This window comes from Acidovorax sacchari, assembly GCF_042847045.1.
Taxonomy (GTDB): domain Bacteria; phylum Pseudomonadota; class Gammaproteobacteria; order Burkholderiales; family Burkholderiaceae_C; genus Paracidovorax; species Paracidovorax sacchari.
The window spans coordinates 995,099-1,013,599 of record NZ_AP035783.1 but is presented as its reverse complement, the minus strand read 5'-3'; the positions used below and the strand labels follow the sequence as shown (position 1 = coordinate 1,013,599).

Genomic DNA, 18,501 nt, shown 5'->3' with positions numbered 1-18,501 from the left:
GTCATGCAGCGCCCCTAAAATGGCCCGCGAATTCCACCCATGAGCACCCTCGTCCTTTTTCTGCCCCTGGGCAGCGCCCCCGGGCCGGCCACCGAATACGGCTACACGCTGACCACGGACGGCCACACCGCCACCCGCCACGACAGCGCCCGCGCGTCCCTGCTTCCCGATCCGGGGCGGGCGGGCGAGGTGGTCGCCGTGGTGCCGATCCAGGCCCTGTCATGGCAGCGCGTCACGCTGCCCCAGGGCGCGCAGGCGCCGCGGCTGCGCGCAGTGCTCGAAGGGCTGCTGGAAGAGCGGCTGCTGGACGACCCATCGCAACTGCATTTCGCACTGGAACCGGGTGCGCGGCCGGGCGTGCCGGCCTGGGTGGCCGTGTGCGACCGGAACTGGCTGCGCGCGGCCCTGCAGGCGCTGGAGGCTGCGGGCCGGCCGGTGCAGCGGGTGGTGCCCGAGTTCGCGCCGGGCAACGGGGACGTGCCTGCGTATTACGTGATCGGAACGCCCGAGGAGCCGCTGCTGGTGGCCACGGGACAGGGCCCGGAGGCCGTCCCGTCCGTGTTGCCGCTCTCGCCTGCCGCGCTCCAGCTCACGGGCGCCTCGCGCGCGGCCGATGCAGCCGGTGCGGACGGCGGCGAGGCGCCGCCCCCGCTGCAGGCGGAGCCGGCAGTGGCCCGGCTCGCCGAACAGATGACCGGCCGCCCCGCGGTACTGCATACGGCGAGCCAGCGCGCGCTGGCGGCCGCCCGCGGCACATGGGAACTGGCGCAGTTCGAGTTCGCCAGCAACCGCCGCACGCGCACGCTGCGCAAGACGGCGACGGCCTTCGGCACCTTCGCGCGAGCGCCGCAATGGCGGGCCGCGCGCTGGGCCCTGGGCGTGTGCGTGGCGGCGCAGGTGGCCGGGCTGAACGCCTGGGCCTGGCAGGAGCGCCAGGCGCTCGCCGACAAGCAGGCCGGGGTGCGCAATGCGCTGACCCAGACCTTTCCGCAGGTGCAGGTGGTGGTGGACGCGCCGGTCCAGATGGAACGCGAAGTGGCCCGGCTGCGACAGCAGGCGGGCGGGGTCTCCGCACGCGACCTGGAACCGATGCTCGCGTCTGCAGGCAGCGCGCTGCCTGCGGGGCGCCTGCCCACCGGGATCGACTATGCCTCCGGGGAATTGCGGCTGCGGGGCATCGAGCTGCAGCCCGATGAACTGACCACGACCAATGAACGCCTGGCCGCTGCCGGGTACCAGGCCAGCCTGCAGGATGGCGCGGTGCTGCTGCGCGAAGGGGCACGCCCATGAAGCCGTCACGGCCACCCTCTTCTTCCGCGGCCTCCGCATCCCGCACGCAAGCGCTGCGCGCACGCTGGAAGACGCTGGCTCCGCGCGAACAGTCGCTGGTGCTCGCGGCCGGCACGGTCGTGGCGGTGGCGCTGCTCTGGTGGGTGGCGCTGGCGCCGGCGCTGCGCACGCTGCGCGAGGCGCCGGCGCAGCATGCCGCACTGGACGCCCAGTTGCAGCGCATGCAGGCCCTGCAGTCGGAAGCGCTGCAATTGCAGGCCGCTCCCGCTGCGCCGGCCGGCGACGCATCGCAGGCGCTGCGCACGTCGCTCACGCAGCGCCTGGGCACGCAGGCACAGATCAACATCCTGGGCGACCGCGCGACGGTCACGCTGAAGGGTGCGCCCGCGGACGGGCTGGGCGAATGGCTGTCGCAGGCGCGCAGCAATGCCCGCGCCGTGCCCGTCGAGGCGCGGCTGGCCCGCAGCACGGCGGCGGCACCGCAGCCCGGCGGGTCGGCGGCGGTGCTCGGCCCGACCTCGCCGCAACGCGCAGTTGCCCCGGGCCCGGCAGCCGCCCGCGCCGGCAAGCCGGCTGCTGCAGCGGCGGCAGACGACGCCATGCCGCGCTGGGACGGCACGCTGGTGCTGGCCCTTCCCGCACGGTAGGCCATCCAGCCCGATATCCCGGATTTCCATTGCAACGGACTCTTTCCCGACACCTTCCCACCACCGTGCCCCGCACCACCCGATCCATCCGCCCAGGCGTGCCGCGCCCTCCCCGGTCTCCCCGTCTCTGGGCCGTGGCCGGCTGCCTGCTGGGCGCGCTTCCCACCCTGGTGCTTTTCGCGCCGGCTGCGTGGCTGGCGTCGGGCGTGGAGCGTGCGAGCGGCGGGCAGGTCCTGCTCGCCCAGGCGCGCGGCACGGTCTGGACCGGCTCGGCGCAACTGGTGCTGACCGGAGGCCAGGGCAGTGCCGACCGCGCGGCGCTGCCCGGGCAGCTGCACTGGACGCTGCGGCCCACCTGGACCGGGCTGCGCGCGCAAGTGCGGGCGGACTGCTGCACGGCCTCTCCGATCGCGGCCCGCGTCGCGCTGCGCTGGGGCGGCGTGCATGTGGCCGTGGCCGACGGGCAGAGCCAGTGGCCGGCGGCCGTGCTGTCGGGGCTGGGCACCCCCTTCAATACCCTGCAGCCCCAGGGCCGCCTGGCGCTGCGCACGCAGGGCCTCGCGATGGACAGCGCCGCAGGGCGCGTCGTGATCGCCGGCCAGGCGCAGCTGGATGCGCTGGGCATGTCCTCGCGCCTGTCCACGCTGCGCCCGATGGGCAGCTATCGGCTCACACTGCAGGGCGGCGACGTGACCACGCTGTCGCTCGCGACGCTGGACGGCGCGCTGCGCCTCACCGGCAGCGGCCGCTGGATCGGCCAGCGCCTGCGCTTCGAGGGCGAGGCCACGGCCGCGCCGGAGCGCGAAGCCGTGCTCTCGAACCTTCTCAACATCATCGGACGGCGCACGGGCGCCCGTTCCCTCATCACCGTGGGTTGACCCTATGACTTCCTTGAATTCGCAGCGCCTGCGGTTTGCCCTCCATGCCATCGCCGCCGGCGCGATGCTCGTCGCTGCCGGCGGCCCGCTGAATGCCCAGACCGCCACCGGCGCGGCGCCGTCCAGCGTGCGCCCGGGCGAGCCCGTGACGCTGAACTTCGCCGGTGCCGACATCGAGGCGGTGGCTCGCACCATGGCCACGATCACCGGGCGCAACGTGGTGGTGGACCCGCGCGTGAAGGGCCAGCTCACGCTGGTCACGGAACGGGCGGTGCCGCCGGCCGCAGCCTTCCAGCAGTTCCTGGCCGCCCTGCGCCTGCAGGGCTTCACGGTGGTGGAATCCGCGGGTCTCTACAAGGTCGTTCCAGAGGCGGACGCCAAGCTGCAGTCGGGATCGGTGACGGTCACCCAGGGCGGCTCGGGCAGCGCGCCCGGCGGCGGGCAGATCGTCACGCAGATCTTCAAGCTCAATTTCGAGAACGCGGCCAACCTGGTGCCGGTGCTGCGCCCGCTCATCAGCCCGAACAACACGATCAACGTGAACCCGGGCAACAACTCGCTGGTCATCACCGACTACGCCGACAACCTGCAGCGCATCGCGCGCATCGTCGCGGCGATGGATGTGTCCAACGCCAGCGACGTGGAAGTGATCCCGCTGCGCAACGCGGTGGCGAGTGAGCTCGCGCCGCTAGTGTCGCGCCTGGTGGAAGGCACGGGCAGCACGCCCGGAATGGCCGCCACCGCGACGGGCGCGGCCGGCGCCATCCCGGGGCAGAGCGACACGGCCTACCGCACCACGCTGCTGCCCGAGCCGCGCAGCAACTCGCTGATCGTGCGTGCCGCCAATCCCGCCCGCCTGGCGCTGGTGCGCACGCTGGTGGACAAGCTCGACCAGGCGCCGGTCGTGGGGAGCGCGGCGGCGTCGGGCAACATCCACGTGGTGTACCTGAAGAATGCGGACGCCACCAAGCTCGCGACCACGCTGCGGGCAGCGCTGGCGGCCTCCATGGGCAGCAACGCCGGCGGTGCCGTGTCCTCCTCCGGCCCGTCCTCTTCCAGCGGCGGTTCGGGCACCGGTTCCACCGGGCTCTCGGGCTCGGGGCTCATGCAGACCGGCAGCAGCGGGACGGGCGGCGGCATGGGCGGCAGCTCGAGCGCCGGTGGCCTGGGCAGCAGCGCCGGCAGCCTGAACAGCGCGAACAGCAACCAGCCGTCCACGGGCGGGCAGATCCAGGCCGACCCGTCCACCAACTCGCTCATCATCTCCGCGCCCGAGCCGCAGTTCCGGCAACTGCGCGCAGTGATCGACCAGCTCGACGGCCGGCGCGCGCAGGTGCTGGTGGAGAGCCTGATCGTCGAGGTGTCCGCCAACAAGGTCGCCGAATTCGGCATCCAGTGGCAGGGGGTGATGGGCAACTATGGCAATGGCACCATCGGTGTCATCGGCACCAATTCCTCGGCATCCACCACCGGCGGAAACGCCAACATCCTCAGCCTCGCACTGGCTGCTGCCAGCGGGAATGCCACGGGTATCGCCAGCAGTGCATCCGGGCTGGGGAAAGGGCTCAACGTCGCCATTGCGCCGCGCATCAATGGCAACTATTACCTCGGAGCACTCGCGAACTTCCTCGAGAACACGGGGGACGCCAATGTCCTGTCCACTCCCAATTTGATGACGCTGGACAACGAGGAAGCACAGATCATCATCGGCAACAACGTGCCGTTCGTGACCGGCTCGTATGCCAACACCACGGGCAGCAGCACCGTGAACCCATTCACGACGGTGGAGCGCAAGGACGTGGGGTTGATGCTGCGTGTGCGCCCGCAAATCAGCGAGAACGGCACGGTGAAGCTCACGCTCTACCAGGAGGTGTCGCAGGTGGATTCGAGCACGCTGTCGCAAGCCAACGGCCCGACGACGAGCAAGCGCTCGATCGAATCCACGGTGCTGGTGAACGACGGCAACGTGATCGTACTGGGCGGATTGCTGGAAGACCGGTATTCCATGGGCCAGGACAAGGTGCCGCTGATGGGCGACTTGCCTGTCGTGGGCGGCCTTTTCCGCAACGAGAACCGCAGGCGCCAGAAAACCAACCTGATGGTCTTCCTGCGCCCGGTGGTGATCCGCGACACGGCCACGAGCGACGCCCTGATGATGGACCGATACGAAGCCATCCGCGCGCTGCAGCAGAACACCCAGCCGGCACCCAGCACGGTCATGCGCGCGGTATCCGGAGCCCCGGTGCTGCCGCCGCTCGCGCCTTCGCCCACACCGGCTCCCGCGGCCACGCCGCAGGGCGAGGCGCCCGCCGTGCGCAGCACCCCACCCGCGCCGCTGGTGCCGCTCATCCCGCCGGTCCCGGCGCCCGCGCAGGCGCCCGCACGCGCCCCGGCACCGGCCGACGCCGGGGCCTACAACCCGCAGTAACCGGACACTCCCGTCCTCCGACTTTCCCCGCCACGCCATGCGCCATCCGCTTCCCTATGCCTTCGCACGCAGTTCGCAACTGCTGCTGGAGGACGACGGCCATACCTGCGTGCTCTGGCACGGCCCCGCACCGGACGCCGGGGCATTGTCCGAGGTCATGCGCAAGCATGCCGTGCGGGAGCTGATGCCACTGGACGCGCATGCGATCGCGCAGCGCATCAGCGCGGCCTATTCGCAGGGGGAATCCAGCGCGGCCACGGTGGTGAGCGAGGTCGAATCCGACGCCGACCTCTCGCGCATGATGCAGGAGTTGCCGGCCGTAGAGGACCTGCTGGAATCGGCCGGCGACGCGCCCATCATCCGCATGCTCAACGCCCTGCTCACGCAGGCTGCGCGCGACGGCGCGAGCGACATCCACATCGAGCCCTACGAGCGGCATTCGAGCGTGCGCTTCCGCGTGGACGGCACGCTGCGCGAGGTGGTGCAGCCCAACCGCGCGCTGCATGCGGCGCTGATCTCCCGCCTGAAGATCATGGCGGACCTGGACATCTCCGAAAAGCGCCTGCCCCAGGACGGCCGCATCAGCCTGCGCCTGGGCACGCGGGCGATCGATGTGCGGGTGTCCACCCTGCCGAGCGCCCATGGCGAGCGGGCGGTGCTGCGCCTGCTGGACAAGAGCGAGAGCAAGCTGAGCCTGGAGGCCGTGGGCATGCAGGGCGACACGCTGCGGCGCTTCGACGGGCTGATCCACCAGCCGCACGGCATCGTGCTCGTGACCGGGCCCACGGGCTCGGGCAAGACCACCACGCTGTATGCGGCGCTGGGCCGGCTCGACGCCACCAGCAGCAACATCATGACGGTGGAGGACCCGATCGAGTACGAGCTGCCGGGCGTGGGCCAGACCCAGGTCAACAGCAAGATCGACCTCACCTTCGCCAAGGCGCTGCGCGCCATCCTGCGCCAGGATCCGGACGTGATCATGATCGGCGAAATCCGCGATTTCGAGACCGCGCAGATCGCCATCCAGGCCTCGCTGACGGGCCACCTGGTGCTGGCCACGCTGCACACCAACGATGCGGCCAGCGCCGTCACCCGCCTGACCGACATGGGCGTGGAGCCGTTCCTGCTCTCCAGCTCCCTGCTGGGCGTGCTGGCGCAGCGGCTGGTGCGCAAGCTCGACCCGACCGAGCCCAGCGGCTACCGGGGCCGTACGGGCGTGTTCGAGCTGCTGGTGGTGGACGACACGCTGCGCGCGCAGATCCACGGCCAGGCCGCGGAGGCGGAGCTGCGCGCCACCGCGATCGCGGGCGGCATGACGCTCATGCGCGAAGACGGCGAGCGGCTGGTGCGTGCCGGCATCACGAGCCCCGAGGAAGTGCTGCGCGTCACGCGGGAGTAGGCGCAGCCCATCGTCCGGAGCGCCCGACGCTCAGCGGGCGGCCGGCAGCAGCTCCAGCACCGTTTCCGGCGGCCGGCACAGGCGCGCGCCACGCGGCGTGACCACGATGGGCCGGTTCATCAACTCCGGATGGCGCGCCACGTGCGCGATCAGCGCTTCGTCGCCGATGGTCTCGTCGTCCAGGCCCAGCGCCTGCCAGGCGGGCTCCTTCGGGCGCAGCAGCGCGCGCACGGGGCCGCCCACGTGAGAAAACAGCGTGCGCAGCACGGCCTCGTCCAGCGGCTCGGCGAGGTAGTCCACGATGCGCGGCTCGATGCCGTGCTCCCGCAGCAGGGCGAGCGCACCGCGCGAATTGCTGCAGCGGGCGTTGTGGTAGATGGTGACGTCTGTATGGGGCGTGGCGGCGGTCATGCCGCGAGTCTAGGGCCCACAACGGCGCGCCGGGATGTCAGCGCGCACCGGACGCGCGGAGCGTGCGGCTCAGCAGGATGACCGGCACCAGCCCCACGGCCACCAGCGCGAGCGACGGCAGGGCCGCCTCGCCCAGGCGCTCGTCCCGCGCGAGCTGGTAGGCGACGACGGCCAGCGTGTCGCTGTTGAAGGGCCGCAGCACCATGGTGGCGGGCAGTTCCTTCATCACGTCCACGAACACCAGGAGCGCCGCCGCCGCGGTGGAGCGGCGCAGCAGCGGCCAGTGCACGCGCGCCAGCAGGCCCAGCCCTCCCGTGCCAAGCATGCGCGCGGAGTCGTCGAGGCTGGCGGGGATGCGCGCGTAGCCGCTCTGCACCGACTGCAGCGCCACCGCGCAGAAGCGCACGAGGTAGGCCCAGATGATGCCCACCGCCGTGGCGGTGACCAGTGCCGGCACGCGCCATTCCGGCACCGCGGCCTGGAGCCAGCCCACGGGCAGCAGCAGGCCGACGACGATCACCGCACCTGGCACGGCATAGCCCACGCTGGCCAGTTGCACCACACCGCGCGTCAGGCGACCCGCGCGCCGCCGCACGGCGAAGGCGAGCGCCAGCGCCACGCCCACGGCCAGGACCGCGGTGATGGCGCCCAGGCGCACGCTGTGGCCGGCCCACTCCACGAACCGGCCCCAGGGCAGCACGGACCAGTCCGCAGCCAGCGGGCGCAGCATGAAGGCCACCGGCGCGAAGAAGCCCATCACCACCGGCAGCCCGCACACCAGCCAGGCGGCCACACAGTGCCAGCCCGCGAGCCGCTGGGGCTGGGCCTCGGCGGAGCCCGCGCGGCCCACGCCGCTGGTGGCAAAGCGCATGCGCCGCTGTGCCCGCTGCTCCAGCTGCAGCAGCACGACCACCAGCACCAGCAGCAGGGTGGCGAGTTGCGCGGCCGCGAGGCGGTTGTCCATCGACAGCCAGGCCTTGTAGATGCCTGTCGTGAAGGTCTGGATGCCGAAGTAACTCGCGACCCCGAAATCCGCCAGCGTCTCCATCAACGCCAGCGCCACGCCCGCCGCCACCGCGGGGCGTGCCAGCGGCAGGGCCACGGTGCGCACGCGGCGCGCGAGCGGCGCACCCAGCAGGCGAGCGGCTTCCATGAGGTGGGCGGCACGCTCGCCGAGCGCCGTGCGCGCCAGCAGATAGACATAGGGATAGAGCGAGAAGACGAACACCCACACCGCCCCTCCCAGGCTGCGCACCTCTGGCAGCAGCCGGCCCTCCAGGCCGTAGGTGGCGCGCAGCCAGACCTGCAGCGGGCCGCTGAACTGCAGGAAATCGGTGTACGCATACGCGGTCACGTAGGCGGGCATGGCCAGCGGAAGCAGCAGCAGCCACTCGAGCGTGCGCCGTCCGCGGAAGTCGAAAAGGGTCACTGCCGCCGCGGTGGCCGTTCCCACCAGCGCAGCGCCCGCCCCCACCGCGATCGCGAGCCAGACGGTGGTGGCGAAGTAGTCCGGCAGCACCGTGGCCGCCATCTCGCGCAGGATGGCGAGGGACTCGGCGCCGCCATGCCCCCACGGCAGCCAGGACGCGAACACGGCCAGCACCGGCAGGGTGAGGAAGCAGGCGAGCAGCAGCAGCGGAACGGCGCGCAGGGCGGGGAGGAAACGCAAGGCGGTGGGAGGAAAAACGAAAGCCGGGAAGGAAAAGGCCGCAACGGGCGGGGCTGCCCACGGCGGCCGGGCGGCACCGCCCTGGATGCAAATGCGAATTCTACGCATTGCCCCTTCTAGAATCCCCGCATGTTCCTCGAAGTCATCCAACTGGACGTGCGCTACCCCGGCCGCGCGCAGGCGGCCGTGCACGGCGCCACCCTGGGCCTGGCCGCTGGCGAGATCGGCGTGCTGATCGGTCCTTCGGGCTGCGGCAAGACCACGCTGCTGCGGGCGGTGGCCGGGCTGGAGCCCGTGGCGGCCGGCGAGATCCGCCTGGAGCGCGAGAGCGTGGGTTCGGCCGGCCGCAGCGTGCCGCCCGAGCAGCGCCGCATCGGCATGGTGTTCCAGGACTACGCCCTTTTCCCCCACCTGACCGTGGGCCGCAACGTGGCTTTCGGCATCCACCGCCTGCCGAAGGCGGAGCAGGCAGCCCGCGTGGACGAGGTGCTGCGCCTCGTGGGCCTCGAAGGCAGCGCGGCGCGCTATCCGCACGAGCTCTCCGGCGGGCAGCAGCAGCGGGTGGCGCTGGCCCGCGCGCTGGCACCCCGGCCCCGCCTCATGCTGCTGGACGAGCCGTTCTCGAACCTGGACGTGGACCTGCGCGAACGGCTCGCGCACGAGGTGCGCGGCATCCTCAAGGCGGCCGGCGCCACGGCGCTCTTCGTCACCCACGACCAGCTGGAAGCCTTCGCCATTGGCGACCGCATCGGCGTGATGGAAAGCGGCACGCTGCACCAGTGGGACGACGCTTATGCGCTCTACCACCGCCCGGCCACGCGCTTCGTGGCCGACTTCATCGGGCACGGCGTGTTCGCGCCCGCGACGCTGGAGCAGCGCGGCGACACCGTGGTGGCGCGCACGCCCCTGGGCGACCTGGAAGACCTGGCCGAATGCCCCCTGCCCTCCAGCTATCCGGGCGGCGCCTGCGACGTGCTCCTGCGCGCGGACGACGTGGTGCACGACGACGGCGCTCCGGTGCAGGCGCGCATCGTGCGCAAGTCCTTCAGGGGGTCGGAATTCCTCTACACCCTGCAGCTCGAGAGCGGGCTCACCGTGATGGCCCACGTGCCGAGCCACCATGACCATGCCGTGGGGGAATGGATCGGCATCCGGCCGCAGGTGGACCACGTGGTGGCGTTTCCGCGCGCTTGAGCGGGCGCGGGCAGCGCCGGAAGCGGCCTCACGACAGGAAGAAGGCGATGAACACCGGCGCGAGAATGGTGAGGACGAAGCCGCTGACCAGGGCCATCGGCACCGCATCCGGATGGCAGGCCTGTTTCACGATCGGCAGCGTGGAATCCAGCGCGGTGGCACCGGCACTGCCGATGCCCACCGCCGGGTGGTAGCGGCCCAGCATGTAGAGGGCGATGATCGCCAGCAATTCACGGAACAGGTCGATCATGAGCGCCATGGTCCCGTAGGTCTGGCCCAGGTGGTTGCCCACCATCACGCCGGACAGGGTGAACCAGCCGAACCCGCTGGACAGCGCCATGGAGGTTCTCATGGTTTCACCGGTGAGCAGGGAGGCGGCCATCGCACCGGCGAAGGACCCCACCACCACCAGCCCGGGCACCATCAACACCCGCCATGAGAACCACCGGGCACTGAGCTTCACCCGGGCCAGGTCGATCCCCACGAGGGCGATCAGCGCCATCAGGACGGCGGAACTGGAGGGCAGCGGAAACGCGCCGTCCATGAAGTTCGCATTGGCGAGAAAGAACAGGCTGCCGAGCACCACCATGGACAGTGCGAGGCAGCACTCCTTCAGCGGAGGCCAGATCGCCTGCATATGCGTTCCGCCGCTGCGTCCCTCCCGGGCCCCCGCGCCCCGCACCTTCGCCGCGAAGATCAGCGCGGCAGGCAGCAAAGTGGTCAGCACGGCGAAAACCGCTGCGGACCGGATCACCTGTCCGACCGACCGGGCGGAAAGGATGACCTCGCCGAACTCGGCGCCGATCAGGAAAAGCAGCAGCCATACGAGCGGCAATATGCACCGAACCAGCAGGGAGCCGATTTTCTCCGGCAGGAAACGGCCCACGGCGAAACCGCCGGCCAGCGCCATCACGATGGGAAGCAGGGACTGAAGGACATCCATGGCTTACAGGCTCTGCCTCATTCTGGAAAAGTCGATCAGAATAACACAGCGCTCTCCATCGCCCGAAATCCGCTCGTCCCGGCGTATCGGCGTCACATAATGTGAAACCCGGGGGTCGTGCACCACGAAGCTTTCCATGAAATGGGAGAGCTCGAAGCTCGCGATTATCTGTTTTTCTGCGACCTTCTCCAGAGGAAGACCCCTCGCTTCCACGGTACCGATGTAATTGACACCTCCGGCCGTGCTTTGTGTCCTTCGCACCAAGTGCGCGAATGTGAACGGCTCGCCGTCCTGGTGGAAGCAGTCCGGCGAACTGATGCCGAGATCCGATGCCGCGCCGGACCGGATTTTCACGAAGTGGACACCGAAATAGATGGGCGACCGGCGATCGATCTCCGACCAGAACGTGTGCGAGAAATCGTGCCGGACCAGATCGCAGAGGAAATCCGTCGATTTCACGCTGTCTCCGAGTGCATGGAAATACCGGATATCGGGGTGCTCGGGATTGTTGCCCCCCTGGTCGTAGCCCGATCGCGGCGTGCCGGAGTCGTCCTCGACCGGCGGAATCCAGTGGATGCCCACCTCTTCCGTCCACGGCAGGATGACGCCGTTCCCGTAGCGCCGGAATCGCTTCACTTCGGCAGGGGCATAGGGATCATGCTCGAGCTGCTCGAATTCCTGATGCAGAACCCTCAGCTCACGGGAATCGCATTCGATCTCCGGGACGAAATGGCAATAACCCAGTTCTTTCAGTTGACTTTTGATCATTGGATGCACGTTATTTTGATAAACGACGCAACCCGGATAACCACCTCCAGTGAGGCGCTCCATTCGTTGCGCGCAATGCCCCATTCCGGATGGGCATGAAATTGTTCCGGAGGCTGCTATCGTTTATATTCCGCCGCCTGGAATGGGAGGGATTTTACGGAGGCAGCCCGTCCATGGAAATGGACAAAGAAAGCCCCGATCGTGCGAATCCCTAAATAAATTAGAAATTTTTATTCTTTGCCTAATTTTTTAAAATGGACAACATCGATCGGAATCTGCTGGTGGCACTGCACCAGAATGCCAAGACCACCGTCAAGGCGCTCAGCGAACGGGTGGGGCTGTCACAGCCCAGTTGCGCGGAACGGATCAAGCGGCTGGTCGAGCGCGGCGTGATAGAGAAATTCTCGATCCAGCTGTCGCACAAGGCCGTCGGTTTTCCCATCTCCGCCATCGTGCGGGTGCGCCCCTTTCCCGGCGAGGTCGCGCGGGTCGAGCAGGTGATCCACGATATCGGGGAGATCGTGCAGTGCGACAAGGTCACGGGAGAAGACGCGTTCTTCTGCCGCCTGCACCTGCGGAGCATCGAGGAACTGGACCACTGCCTGGGCAGGATCGCGCCCTACGCAAGCACGAGCACGTCCATCGTGCGGTCCATGCCGGTGGCCAACCGCCTGCCGCCCCTGGGCGGGCCCGCAGCGGGTACCTCCAGCCCGTCGCCGCGGCCCTGAGGCTGCGGAACGTTCAGGTCCGCCGCAGTGCGTCCACGGCCTGCCGGAGGTCTTCCGCCCACGCGCGCCGGTCGCGGCCCGCTGCGTGCCGGGGCGGACCGTAGTGCACGATGGCCACGAGGCCGTCGGTGCACAGCACGCGCCAGAGCGAAGCCAACAGGGTGTCGTCGCCCACATAGAGGGCGGCCGCACTGGGCCGGCCCGTGGCGCGGTCGACGAAGCGCAGGCCCACGGGCTGCACCGGCGCGTCGGCCATCACGGCTGCCTGCAAAAGGTTCGCATGGAACGGCAGCAACTCGGTGCCGTCGCCCGTCGTCCCTTCGGGAAACACGCCCAGCACCTCGCGGCGCGCAAGCGCTTCCTGCATGAGGCGCACGATGCGCATGGCGTCGCGGCGCGTGTTGCGCTCGATGTAGAGGGTGCCCGCGGCCGTGGCGAGCCGGCCGATGACGGGCCAGCGCTCCACGTCCGATTTCGAGATGAAACGGCAGTGCCGGGCGGCGTGCATGACGGTGATGTCGAGCCAGGACAGGTGGTTGGCCACCAGGAGCACCGGCCCGGCCGCTGGCGGGGTGCCCCGTATCTCCAGGTTGATGCCGATGCGTGCGAGCAACTCGCGCGACCAGGCCTGCACGCGCGCATGCTGCTCGTCCGGCCCCATGCGGGGGAATCGCAGCAGCACCGTGGCCAGCCCCGCCAGGATGTGCGCGAGGAGCCGCATCAGGCGCGCCACCGCGCGCAGCGAGCGCATCAGGCGCGCTCGAACGCGACGATGCCGCCCACCAGCGTCCAGCGCACGCGGCCCGGCAGCTCGTAGCCCGAGAAAGGCGTATGCAGCCCCTGGCTGCGCAGCGCCCCGGGCTCCACGGTCCAGGCGGCCTGGGGATCGAACACGCAGAGGTCGGCCACGCCGCCCTCCACGAGCCGGCCGGCGCTGGCGGCGAAGGTGCCGAGTGCGGAACCCAGCACGCGGGCAGGCTCGGAAGTCACCCTGGCGAAGGCCTGGTCCAGCGGCACGCCATGGTCGCGCGACCACTTGAGCGCGATGCTCGCCAGCAACTCCAGCCCCGTGGCGCCGGGCTCGGCTTCGGCGAAGGGCAGCGTCTTGGCGTCCTCGTCCACCGGCGTGTGGTCGGAGACCAGCGCATCGATGGTGCCGTCGGCGAGCGCGGCCAGCAGGGCGTCGCGGTCGCGCTGCTGGCGCAGCGGCGGCGACAGGCGGGCGCGGCTGTCGAAATACCCGATATCGGTGTCGGTGAGCAGCAACGAGTTGATGCTCACATCGCAGGTGACCTTCAGGCCCTCTGCCTTCGCCTGCCGCACGAGCTGCACGCCTGCCGCGCTGGAGAGGCGGCACAGGTGCACGCGCGCGCCGATGGGCTTGAGCAGTTCGAAGATGGTGTGCAGCGCGATGGTCTCGGCCGCCACGGGAATGCCCGAGAGGCCCAGGCGTGTCGCGAGCGGGCCGCTGGCGGCCACGCCCTTGCCCAGGTGCAGCTCCTGCGGCCGCAGCCAGACCGTGTAGCCATAGGTGGCGGCGTACTGCAGCGCGCGCTGCAGCACCTGGGTGCTGGCGAGCGCCACGTCGGCCTGGCCGAATCCGACGCAGCCGGATTCGGTGAGCTCCGCCATCTCGGTCAGCACGTCGCCGGCCAGGCCCCGCGTGAGCGCGCCCAGGGGGAAGAGGCGCGCCCGGTGCAGCTTCTCGGCGCGGAACTTGAGCATCTCCACGAGGCCGGGCTCGTCGAGCACCGGATCGGTATCCGGCGGGCACACGAGGCTGGTGACGCCGCCGGCCACGGCCGCGGCCATCTCGGACTCCAGCATGCCCTCGTGCTCGTGCCCGGGCTCGCGCAGGCGGGCAGCGAGGTCCACCAGCCCCGGCAGCACGACGCAGCCCGTGGCGTCGATCGTGCGCGCCGGATGGAAGTCCTGCGGCGCGCGGCCGACCGCGATCACCCGCCCCGCGGCGACGGCCACGTCGACGGTCTTGTCGAACCCGCTCGCCGGATCGATCACCCGGCCGTTCTGGATCAGTATCTTCATCGTTTAAGCCTCATTCCCCGCCACGATGGACATCACGGCCATGCGCACGGCGATGCCGAAAGTCACCTGGGGCAGGATCACGGCCTGCGGCCCATCGACCACGGCGGAGTCGATCTCCACCCCGCGGTTGATCGGCCCGGGGTGCATGACGATGGCGTCGGGCTTGGCCAGGCGCAGCTTCTCGGGGGTAAGGCCGAAGCTCTTGAAATATTCCTGGCTGGAAGGCAGCAGCGCGCCGCTCATGCGCTCGTTCTGCAGGCGCAGCATGATGACCACGTCGGCGTCCCTGATGCCCTCTTCCAGCGTGTGGCACACGCGCACGCCCATGTGGGAGAGGTCCCCGGGCACCAGGGTGCGCGGGCCCACCACGCGCACCTCGGGGCAGCCCAGGGTGGTCAGGCCGTGGATGTCCGAGCGTGCCACGCGCGAATGCAGCACGTCGCCCACGATCGCCACCGTGAGGTTGGAGAAATCCTTCTTGTAGTGGCGGATGGTGTACATGTCGAGCAGCCCCTGCGTGGGGTGCGCATGCCGGCCGTCGCCCGCGTTGATGACGTGGACGTGGGGCGCCACGTGCTGCGCGATCAGGTAGGGCGCGCCCGACTCGCTGTGCCGCACCACGAACAGGTCCGCCGCCATCGCCGAGAGGTTGGCGATGGTGTCCAGCAGCGATTCGCCCTTGCTGGCGGACGAGCGCGCGATGTCGAGGTTGAGCACGTCGGCCGACAGGCGCTTGGCAGCGATCTCGAAGGTCGTGCGGGTGCGCGTGCTGTTCTCGAAGAACAGGTTGAACACGCTCTTGCCGCGCAGCAGCGGCACCTTCTTCACCTCGCGGTCGTTCACCGACACGAAGTTCGCCGCCGTATCGAGGATGTGCGTGACGATGCTGCGGGGCAGGCCTTCGATCGACAGCAGGTGGATCAACTCGCCGTTGCGGTTGAGCTGGGGGTTGCGCTTGGAGAGCACGGCGTCAGGCCTCCTGGACGTGGAAGTGGAAGGCGCCGCCGTCCGCACGGGCCAGCGCGAGGGACTGCGTGGCGGGAAGCGCCACGCGCGCCGCGGCGAACTCGGCCTGCACGGGCAGCTCCCGGCCGCCCCGGTCCACCAGCACGGCGAGGCGCACGCGCGCCGGGCGCCCGTAGTCGAACAGTTCGTTGAGCACCGCGCGGATGGTGCGGCCCGTGTAGAGCACGTCGTCCAGCAGCAGGATGTCGGCGCCGTTCACCTCGAAGCCCAGGCGGGTCTGGGCGCTGGCGGCCATGCCGCGCTGGGAGAAGTCGTCGCGGTGCAGCGCCGACGACAGCACGCCGGCCTCGCCCGGCAGGCCCAGGTCCTGCTGCAGGCGCTCGGCCAGCCAGGCGCCGCCGGACGCGATGCCGGCCAGATGCGTCTGCGGGGTGCGCAACGCGCGCACGCCGGACAGCAGTTCGCGGTAGAGCGCCTCGGCATCGAGGGTGAGGGCCCCGGGCGGGGCGGAAGTTGGCGTCGGAGTCATGGAAGTTGCCTCAAGAACTGCTCCAGGATGATGCAGGCCGATGCGGCATCGGCATCTTTCGCGCCGCCCGCATGGGCCTCGGTGGTGCTGTAGCGCTCGTCCACCTCGAACACCGGCAGGCCGAAGCGCCCGCGCAGCTGCCGGGCGAATTTCAGCGCGCGCGCGGTGTTCTCGTGCGCGGCACCGTCGGGGTGGTACGGCACGCCGACGACGAGCGCATCGGGCTGCCACTCGCGCAGCCGTTCGGCCACGGCGGCGAAGCGCGCATCCGCCCCTTCGGCGCGGATCGTGGCCTGCGGGCTGGCGGTGCGCAGCAGCCGCGAGCCCACCGCGACCCCGGTGCGCTTGGCGCCGAAATCGAAGGCCAGGAAGGATTGGAGATGCGCCGGAACGGCGGGGGATGCGGCGGCGGGAGCGGCAGGCAGGGGGTCCGGCATGGGACCGCTCATGCGTGGCCCGCCTCGGGCGAGAGCATCCAGGACTGCAGCCCCAGCAGGGCGAGGGCCCGGTCGTAGCGCTGGCCCACGGGCGTGTCGAAGATCACGGACAGGTCGGCCCCCACGGTGAGCCAGCTGTTCTCTGCCAGTTCCGACTCGAGCTGGCCTTCGCCCCACGAGGAATAGCCGAGGGTGACCAGCACGCGCCGCGGGCCGGCGCCGGTGGACAGGGCCTCGAGCACGTCCTTGCTCGTGGTCATCTCCAGCCCGCCGGGAATGGACATGGTGGAGGCGTAGGCGGACTCCTCCGCGCCCTCGCCTTCGCCCTGCGCGCCGCCGTCGCCCGCGGAGGGCTTGTCGCCTCCCGTGGAAGGGCCCATGGCCTCGTGCAGCACGAAACCGCGCTCCGTCTGGACCGGGCCGCCGCGGAACACCGGCTCGAGCGACAGGTCTTCGCGCCGCAGCGACAGGTCCACCTTGTCGAACAGGCCCTTGAGGCTGAGGTCGGACGGCTTGTTGATGATGAGCCCGAGCGCGCCGCGCTCGCTGTGCTCGCACAGGTACACGACGCTGCGGGCAAACGACTCGTCTTCCAGCCCCGGCATGGCGATCAGGAAGTGGTGCGTCAGGTTCATGGGCGCAGAATCGGCAGGCATCCCGCAATTTTAACGACGATCATGGAGCCCACTTTTTCCAAAGGCCTGGTCTGGTTCCGCCGCGACCTGCGCAGCGACGACCATGCCGCGCTCTACCACGCGCTGCGCCAGTGCAGCCAGGTGCATTGCGTCTTCGTTTTCGACACGGACATCCTGGACCCGCTGCCGCGGGCGGACCGGCGCGTGGAGTTCATCCGCGAATCGCTGGTGCAGCTCGACGCGTCCCTGCGCGCCCTCTCGGGCCACCGCCACGGCGGGCTGATCGTGCGCCACGGCGTGGCCGCGGAGGAGGTGCCCGCCCTGGCCGTGGGCCTGGGCGTGCAGGCCCTGTTCGCGAACCACGACGACGAACCGGCCGCCCTGGAGCGAGACGACCGTGTCCGCCACCGGCTGGTCGCAGGTGGTGTGCAAATGCTCACTTACAAGGACCACGCCGTCTTCGAGCGCGCGGAGGTCCTGACCCAGGGCGGCACACCGTACACCGTGTTCACGCCCTACAAGAATGCCTGGCTGCGCAAGGTGGACGCGTTCTACCTGAGCGCCTACCCCGTGGAGCGCCATGCGGGCCGGCTCGCGCCCCGCCCGGAAGGCGAGCGCGGCAGGGTGCCCACGCTGGCCGACATCGGCTTCGAGCCCGCGGGGCTGGACCGCCTGCCCCTGCCGCCGGGCATGGACGGCGCGCGCACGCTGCTGGACGATTTTCTGCAGCGGATCGACCAGTACGGCGAGGCACGCGACTTTCCGGCCGTGAAGGGGCCGAGCTACCTCAGCGTGCACCTGCGCTTCGGCACGCTGTCGCCGCGGCGGGCAGCGCGCGCCGCCCACGAGCGCATGCGCCAGGGCAGCACCGGCGCCGCCACGTGGCTCAGCGAGCTGATCTGGCGGGACTTCTACTTCCAGGTGCTGGCCCACCATCCACAGGTGGCCGGCGGCGCCAGCTTCAAGCCCGCATACGACGCCATCGCCTGGGAGGACGGCACGCCAGCGCAGGAACGCTTCGCCGCCTGGTGCGAGGGACGCACGGGCTACCCGCTGGTGGACGCCGCCATGGCCCAGATCAACCAGACGGGCTACATGCACAACCGGCTGCGCATGGTCGTGGCCAGCTTCCTGGTGAAGGACCTGGGCGTGGACTGGCGCTGGGGGGAACGCTATTTCGCGGAAAAGCTCAACGATTTCGACCTGTCCGCCAACAACGGCGGGTGGCAGTGGGCCAGTTCCAGCGGCTGCGACGCGCAACCGTATTTCCGCATTTTCAACCCGGTGAGCCAGAGCCGGAAGTTCGACCCCAAGGGCCGCTTCATCCGCATCTACCTGCCGCAGCTGGCGGAGCTGCCCGACCGCTGGCTGCACGCCCCCTGGGAGGCCGGCCCGCTGGAACTGGAGGCCGCCGGGGTGCGGCTGGGTGAGAACTACCCGCACCCCATCGTGGACCACGACGAGGCGCGCCAGCGGACGCTGGCGCGCTATGCCGTGGTGAAGTCGGAGGCCGCGCCAGCCTGACCGGTGGGC

Annotated in this window: 18 protein-coding genes; 8 read left to right on the top strand and 10 right to left on the bottom strand. The window is 70.2% G+C overall.

The features are described from left to right. Positions 1-39: 39 nt before the first annotated feature. From gspL to ACGHC0_RS04555, 5 genes are all read left to right on the top strand, one after another. Positions 40-1,290: a type II secretion system protein GspL gene (gspL, locus tag ACGHC0_RS04575; protein ID WP_415267556.1), complete on the top strand. Its 1,251-nt coding sequence runs from the start codon at positions 40-42 to the stop codon at positions 1,288-1,290. Beyond that, positions 1,287-1,937, top strand: coding sequence for a type II secretion system protein GspM (gene gspM / locus ACGHC0_RS04570; protein WP_368354180.1), 651 nt, complete (start codon positions 1,287-1,289; stop codon positions 1,935-1,937). Before gspL ends, gspM begins: the two co-directional genes overlap by 4 nt. Positions 1,938-2,071: 134 nt before the next feature. Next, on the top strand, positions 2,072-2,815 hold the full coding sequence (gspN, locus tag ACGHC0_RS04565; RefSeq protein WP_368355578.1) for a type II secretion system protein N: 744 nt from the start codon (positions 2,072-2,074) through the stop codon (positions 2,813-2,815). 4 nt (positions 2,816-2,819) lie between these two features. Continuing rightward, positions 2,820-5,243: a type II secretion system secretin GspD gene (gene gspD / locus ACGHC0_RS04560; protein ID WP_368354179.1), complete on the top strand. Its 2,424-nt coding sequence runs from the start codon at positions 2,820-2,822 to the stop codon at positions 5,241-5,243. A gap of 37 nt (positions 5,244-5,280) precedes the next feature. Continuing rightward, positions 5,281-6,642, top strand: coding sequence for a GspE/PulE family protein (locus tag ACGHC0_RS04555; RefSeq protein WP_011794072.1), 1,362 nt, complete (start codon positions 5,281-5,283; stop codon positions 6,640-6,642). A gap of 30 nt (positions 6,643-6,672) precedes the next feature. On the opposite strand, the gene arsC is transcribed toward ACGHC0_RS04555, so the two are convergent. Further along, on the bottom strand, positions 6,673-7,053 hold the full coding sequence (arsC, locus tag ACGHC0_RS04550) for an arsenate reductase (glutaredoxin) (protein WP_415267555.1): 381 nt from the start codon (positions 7,051-7,053) through the stop codon (positions 6,673-6,675). A 37-nt stretch (positions 7,054-7,090) separates the two neighbouring features. Then, positions 7,091-8,722: an ABC transporter permease gene (locus ACGHC0_RS04545; protein ID WP_415267554.1), complete on the bottom strand. Its 1,632-nt coding sequence runs from the start codon at positions 8,720-8,722 to the stop codon at positions 7,091-7,093. A gap of 129 nt (positions 8,723-8,851) precedes the next feature. Here ACGHC0_RS04545 and ACGHC0_RS04540 point away from each other — a divergent pair, with 129 nt between their 5' ends. Beyond that, complete coding sequence (locus tag ACGHC0_RS04540; protein WP_368354176.1) at positions 8,852-9,916, top strand: ABC transporter ATP-binding protein; 1,065 nt, start codon at positions 8,852-8,854, stop codon at positions 9,914-9,916. 28 nt (positions 9,917-9,944) lie between these two features. Here the strand turns inward: ACGHC0_RS04540 and ACGHC0_RS04535 are convergent, their stop codons facing one another. Both ACGHC0_RS04535 and ACGHC0_RS04530 read right to left on the bottom strand, forming a co-directional pair. Continuing rightward, the gene (locus ACGHC0_RS04535; protein ID WP_368354175.1) at positions 9,945-10,859 is read right to left on the bottom strand and encodes a lysine exporter LysO family protein; all 915 of its coding nucleotides are present in this window, start codon (positions 10,857-10,859) and stop codon (positions 9,945-9,947) included. Between the two features lie 3 nt (positions 10,860-10,862). Beyond that, positions 10,863-11,627, bottom strand: coding sequence for a 2OG-Fe dioxygenase family protein (locus ACGHC0_RS04530; RefSeq protein ID WP_415267553.1), 765 nt, complete (start codon positions 11,625-11,627; stop codon positions 10,863-10,865). Positions 11,628-11,881: 254 nt separating this feature from the next. Here ACGHC0_RS04530 and ACGHC0_RS04525 point away from each other — a divergent pair, with 254 nt between their 5' ends. Further along, on the top strand, positions 11,882-12,355 hold the full coding sequence (locus ACGHC0_RS04525; protein WP_415267552.1) for an Lrp/AsnC family transcriptional regulator: 474 nt from the start codon (positions 11,882-11,884) through the stop codon (positions 12,353-12,355). A 13-nt stretch (positions 12,356-12,368) separates the two neighbouring features. Here the strand turns inward: ACGHC0_RS04525 and ACGHC0_RS04520 are convergent, their stop codons facing one another. The 6 genes from ACGHC0_RS04520 to ACGHC0_RS04495 are packed head-to-tail and all read right to left on the bottom strand — an operon-like array spanning position 12,369 to position 16,989. Beyond that, positions 12,369-13,106: a lysophospholipid acyltransferase family protein gene (locus ACGHC0_RS04520; RefSeq protein WP_415267551.1), complete on the bottom strand. Its 738-nt coding sequence runs from the start codon at positions 13,104-13,106 to the stop codon at positions 12,369-12,371. Further along, positions 13,106-14,401, bottom strand: coding sequence for a dihydroorotase (locus ACGHC0_RS04515; RefSeq protein WP_368354171.1), 1,296 nt, complete (start codon positions 14,399-14,401; stop codon positions 13,106-13,108). Before ACGHC0_RS04515 ends, ACGHC0_RS04520 begins: the two co-directional genes overlap by 1 nt. Positions 14,402-14,404: 3 nt before the next feature. Further along, complete coding sequence (locus ACGHC0_RS04510) at positions 14,405-15,367, bottom strand: aspartate carbamoyltransferase catalytic subunit (protein ID WP_011794066.1); 963 nt, start codon at positions 15,365-15,367, stop codon at positions 14,405-14,407. A 4-nt stretch (positions 15,368-15,371) separates the two neighbouring features. After that, positions 15,372-15,896 (bottom strand): bifunctional pyr operon transcriptional regulator/uracil phosphoribosyltransferase PyrR, encoded by a 525-nt coding sequence (pyrR, locus tag ACGHC0_RS04505; protein ID WP_368354170.1) that lies wholly within the window; start codon positions 15,894-15,896, stop codon positions 15,372-15,374. Then, entirely contained in the window at positions 15,893-16,345 is a 453-nt protein-coding gene (ruvX, locus tag ACGHC0_RS04500) for a Holliday junction resolvase RuvX (RefSeq protein ID WP_368354169.1), read from the bottom strand. Before ruvX ends, pyrR begins: the two co-directional genes overlap by 4 nt. After that, on the bottom strand, positions 16,342-16,989 hold the full coding sequence (locus ACGHC0_RS04495) for a YqgE/AlgH family protein (protein WP_368354168.1): 648 nt from the start codon (positions 16,987-16,989) through the stop codon (positions 16,342-16,344). The genes ruvX and ACGHC0_RS04495 overlap by 4 nt, the downstream gene beginning before the upstream one ends. A 21-nt stretch (positions 16,990-17,010) precedes the next feature. Between ACGHC0_RS04495 and ACGHC0_RS04490 the strand changes: the two genes are divergently transcribed. Next, positions 17,011-18,492, top strand: coding sequence for a cryptochrome/photolyase family protein (locus ACGHC0_RS04490; protein WP_415267550.1), 1,482 nt, complete (start codon positions 17,011-17,013; stop codon positions 18,490-18,492). The last annotated feature ends 9 nt before the right edge of the window (positions 18,493-18,501 follow it).

Coding starts and splice junctions, on each gene's coding strand:
- gspL (WP_415267556.1), top strand. CDS start 40: ATGAGCACCCTCGTCCTTTTTCTGCCCCTGGGCAGCGCCCCCGGGCCG.
- gspM (WP_368354180.1), top strand. CDS start 1,287: ATGAAGCCGTCACGGCCACCCTCTTCTTCCGCGGCCTCCGCATCCCGC.
- gspD (WP_368354179.1), top strand. CDS start 2,820: ATGACTTCCTTGAATTCGCAGCGCCTGCGGTTTGCCCTCCATGCCATC.
- ACGHC0_RS04555 (WP_011794072.1), top strand. CDS start 5,281: ATGCGCCATCCGCTTCCCTATGCCTTCGCACGCAGTTCGCAACTGCTG.
- arsC (WP_415267555.1), bottom strand. CDS start 7,053: ATGACCGCCGCCACGCCCCATACAGACGTCACCATCTACCACAACGCC.
- ACGHC0_RS04540 (WP_368354176.1), top strand. CDS start 8,852: ATGTTCCTCGAAGTCATCCAACTGGACGTGCGCTACCCCGGCCGCGCG.
- ACGHC0_RS04535 (WP_368354175.1), bottom strand. CDS start 10,859: ATGGATGTCCTTCAGTCCCTGCTTCCCATCGTGATGGCGCTGGCCGGC.
- ACGHC0_RS04530 (WP_415267553.1), bottom strand. CDS start 11,627: ATGATCAAAAGTCAACTGAAAGAACTGGGTTATTGCCATTTCGTCCCG.
- ACGHC0_RS04525 (WP_415267552.1), top strand. CDS start 11,882: ATGGACAACATCGATCGGAATCTGCTGGTGGCACTGCACCAGAATGCC.
- ACGHC0_RS04520 (WP_415267551.1), bottom strand. CDS start 13,106: ATGCGCTCGCTGCGCGCGGTGGCGCGCCTGATGCGGCTCCTCGCGCAC.
- ACGHC0_RS04515 (WP_368354171.1), bottom strand. CDS start 14,401: ATGAAGATACTGATCCAGAACGGCCGGGTGATCGATCCGGCGAGCGGG.
- pyrR (WP_368354170.1), bottom strand. CDS start 15,896: ATGACTCCGACGCCAACTTCCGCCCCGCCCGGGGCCCTCACCCTCGAT.
- ruvX (WP_368354169.1), bottom strand. CDS start 16,345: ATGAGCGGTCCCATGCCGGACCCCCTGCCTGCCGCTCCCGCCGCCGCA.
- ACGHC0_RS04495 (WP_368354168.1), bottom strand. CDS start 16,989: ATGCCTGCCGATTCTGCGCCCATGAACCTGACGCACCACTTCCTGATC.
- ACGHC0_RS04490 (WP_415267550.1), top strand. CDS start 17,011: ATGGAGCCCACTTTTTCCAAAGGCCTGGTCTGGTTCCGCCGCGACCTG.